The organism is Butyrivibrio sp. DSM 10294 (assembly GCF_028539135.1).
Classification (GTDB): domain Bacteria; phylum Bacillota; class Clostridia; order Lachnospirales; family Lachnospiraceae; genus Butyrivibrio.
This window is the reverse complement of sequence record NZ_JANSWL010000011.1, coordinates 1-3487: the sequence shown is the minus strand read 5'-3', so window position 1 is coordinate 3487 and position 3487 is coordinate 1. Positions and strand designations below refer to the sequence as shown.

The following is a 3487-nucleotide window of genomic DNA, read 5'->3' as shown; positions in this document are numbered from 1 at the left end:
CACTCGTGGAGCGGATTTGTGATAGTATGAGTGTTTGCTGGAACAACTCATTTACAGAAAGACACTTGTTACAGCAATGGTTTATTGTAGGAGTGCCTGAGAAAAGAGGCATGTACACTTGGAAATAGATTGGATTACTGTAGGAGTGTCTAAACTGGAGGTGTGAACACTTGCAAATCAATGGAATTGCCATATGAGTGTAGATATTGCTGGATATTCTTGAATTTTCCCTGAAAAAGACACTTGTGGGATGAAGCAATCTTTATATGAGTGTTATGTGCGGGGATTTGTGGAGTAGTCAAACACTTGTATCAGTCATAGTTTGCTATTCGCGTGTCGGACTCCAATAGTAAGACACTTGAATCAAATAGAGCTTGCATTTTGCGTGTCTGCAGGGCTTTCTTGTTTAACCAACACAACCTTCCCACAAGTTTATACAGATTCGCAAAATTAGTATTTATTTAAAAATGCGAAATAAATATAAATGCACATCGTCAGTTATATACGAATATAACATGATCGAGAAGGATTAGAAATGACAACTGGAAGAATAATAAAAGGCTATGGCCTTTTTATCATAGGTTTATTCATTGCATCAATGGGCGTGGCTTTTTCAACAAAGGCAGGGCTTGGAACGTCGCCTGTAGCATCTGTTCCATATTCAATTTCGTTGGTGAGTTCGCTCTTGTCCTTCGGCGGATGGCTGAATCTTCTCAGTGTGATTCAAATAATCACGCAGGTGGCCGTGCTGAAGGGTAAATGCAATTACACAGAGATAGCAATACAGACCGTGCTTGCCTTTGTGTATGGATATCTGACTAATCTCTCCGTCTGGCTGATAAGAGGTATAGCTGTTACAGGTTATCCCATGCAGTTTCTGTTCATGCTGCTTGGATGTGCGATTCTGGCACTCGGCATATGGATACAGCTTAAAGGTGGTGTTGCTATGTTACCCGGAGAAGCTATGAACAGGGCAATAAGCAAGGTGTCGGGAAAAAGGTATGAGAATGTAAAGATATTTTTTGATATTCTTTATATAGTCATATCTGCTTTGATCTGCATGGTATTTCTCGGAACGCTTCAGGGAGTGCGTGAGGGCAGTATCATTGCGGCGGTTTTGGTCGGAAGCATCATAAAAGTTTATAACAGGCTTTTTGATAAGGTGAGGAGCGGCAAATGAAAAACAAACTATTTGAACTGGCAAGCAGGAGAAGATCCGTTCGTCAATACGGCGATAAAAAGATTGACGATCAAGTGATAGATGAGATCATGAAGGTGGCACTAACCGCACCGAGCTCGTTCGGTCACAGACCGGTAGAGTATGTGGTTGTCAGGGATAAAGAAACCATAAAGGATCTGGCGTCATGCAAAAGCTATGGAGGCAGTCAGATTATTGGTGCGGATGCGGTGATTGTTGTTTTTGTAAGCCTTGACCGCGGAGAGTTCTGGATAGAGGATGGCGCCATAGCATCTGCATATATTTTGCTTGCAGCGGAGCAGTATGATATCGGAGCCTGCTGGGTGCAGATCAGAAATCGCATGGGAAAGAGTCAGACATCGGATATAGAGATTCGAAATCTGCTCGGTATACCTGAAGGCTATGAGGTTCTTAATCTGATAGCACTTGGCGAAAAAGGTGAGATCAAAAAAGGATATGATGAATCGGAATTTGATCACAGAAAGATTCACCGGGAGTCTTTTAATATCATACGTTGACAGCATCTGTTCTTAATGATACGATTTCTCATATTTCCCATGAGGGAGTAGCAAGCGTTTTAACGTAGCAAGTCAACATACTGGCTTTGGCCTGGCTTGTTTTAAATTGCGAGACTCATGTATAGTTGTTTAAGGGAGAACTATGCATGCTGTCATTTTTTCGAAGGAACGACCAAGTATAGTTTTCTGTACTTGGTCTTTTTATTTTTCTTTTTGTTAGGAGATGGATTATGGGCTTATTTGAAGTACTGCTATTGGCGATAGGTTTGGCGATGGATGCGTTCGCGGTCTCTATTTGTAAAGGTCTTGCAGTAGGCAAGGTCACAAAGAAAGAGTATCTCTTGTGTGGCGTATGGTTTGGAACATTTCAGGGAGTTATGCCTCTTATAGGTTATCTGGTGGGTTCCAATTTTGTTAAGCTGATCAGCATGGTGGCGCCATGGGTGGCTTTTATTCTACTGTCACTGATTGGTGGTAATATGATCAAAGAAGCGCTTGGTCCGGATGAGGAAGTATCACCGGGATTCGATGTCAAGACGATGTTCATGATGGCTGTAGCTACAAGTATTGATGCTTTGGCAGTCGGCATCACTTTTGTAGCAGTACCGGTTGAGATCATTGATTCAGGAAGACTTATCAATGTTGTGATTGCAGTAATCATTATCGGAGTCATTACTTGTATCATTTCAATGGCAGGAGTTAAGATAGGCAGCGTTTTCGGGGATCGATACAAGGCAGGATCCGAGATCATGGGCGGAACAATTCTTTTGTTCATTGGATTCCGAGCACTTATAACACATTTGGACAGCGCTAATACACTCTCCGACACCGAGACAATCTTTGGAATGCTGATTCCTCTTGTCGGAACATTCCTGGGCTCGCTGATCATCTATGCTCAGAAGGCTCAGCTCTCGGACAAGATGAGGGCTGTACTGGTTGGATTCAGTTCAGGAATTATGCTCTCAGCAGCAGTCTGGGCTATGATAGAGCCTGCAGTTAAAGGCTTTGACACCAATGTACATAAGGGAATCATTCCTGTAACCATATTCTTTTGTGTAGGCGTGCTCTTCCAGATTCTTCTTGATAAATTCATACCACACACACATGTTTATTCCGATATAACCGAAGGTCCGGAAAGTGAATTGAGCCCCAAAATAAAGGCTGTGCTGAAGGAAGTGATCCATCATGCTCCCGAAGGAATAGCACTTGGAACTATTTACGCAGCTCACTTCATGGAGACTGAATGGATATCATCATCGGTTGCGCTTGTCCTGGCTATTGCCATCTTACTTCAGAACATCCCGGAAGCGCTCAACGTTTCACTTTGGCTTAGAGAAGCAGGAACCAAAACCGGCAAGGCATTTCTTATGGGAGTTGTATCCGGTGCACCAATACCGCTTCTAGGTATTATCACTGTTGTACTGGTTGTTTTATTCCCCGGCCTTCTGCCTTATATAATGTCAGTTTCCGGTGGAGCTCTTGTTTATACCACCATCGAGGAAATTCCTCAGATAGCCCTGAAGCAAGACAACGACAGAGGCGCACTTACCTTCGCAGTAGGCTTTGCAATCGTTATGTTAATGATCTTTCTTTAAATTAAACGTTAAAAAAGGAGCAATGGTATTTAGAAATGAACTACCTCCACCGACACTGCGTCGGAAGAGGTTTCTGTTATGCCGCAGAACGGCATGAACCTTTGGGATGCTTAGTGCATCCCAAAGAACAGGGCATGTCCACTATGCCTCTATCCCATTGGGTTACCTTTGGGAAT

3 protein-coding genes are annotated in these 3487 nt (G+C 43.0%); all 3 read left to right on the top strand.

The features are described from left to right. The first annotated feature begins 535 nt into the window (after positions 1-535). The 3 genes from NXH67_RS00095 (at position 536) to NXH67_RS18255 (ending at position 3311) form a co-directional block, all read left to right on the top strand. Complete coding sequence (locus tag NXH67_RS00095; protein WP_272795921.1) at positions 536-1180, top strand: YczE/YyaS/YitT family protein; 645 nt, start codon at positions 536-538, stop codon at positions 1178-1180. After that, complete coding sequence (locus NXH67_RS00090) at positions 1177-1716, top strand: nitroreductase family protein (RefSeq protein ID WP_272795920.1); 540 nt, start codon at positions 1177-1179, stop codon at positions 1714-1716. Before NXH67_RS00095 ends, NXH67_RS00090 begins: the two co-directional genes overlap by 4 nt. 230 nt (positions 1717-1946) lie before the next feature. After that, on the top strand, positions 1947-3311 hold the full coding sequence (locus NXH67_RS18255) for a manganese efflux pump (protein WP_330676517.1): 1365 nt from the start codon (positions 1947-1949) through the stop codon (positions 3309-3311). The last annotated feature ends 176 nt before the right edge of the window (positions 3312-3487 follow it).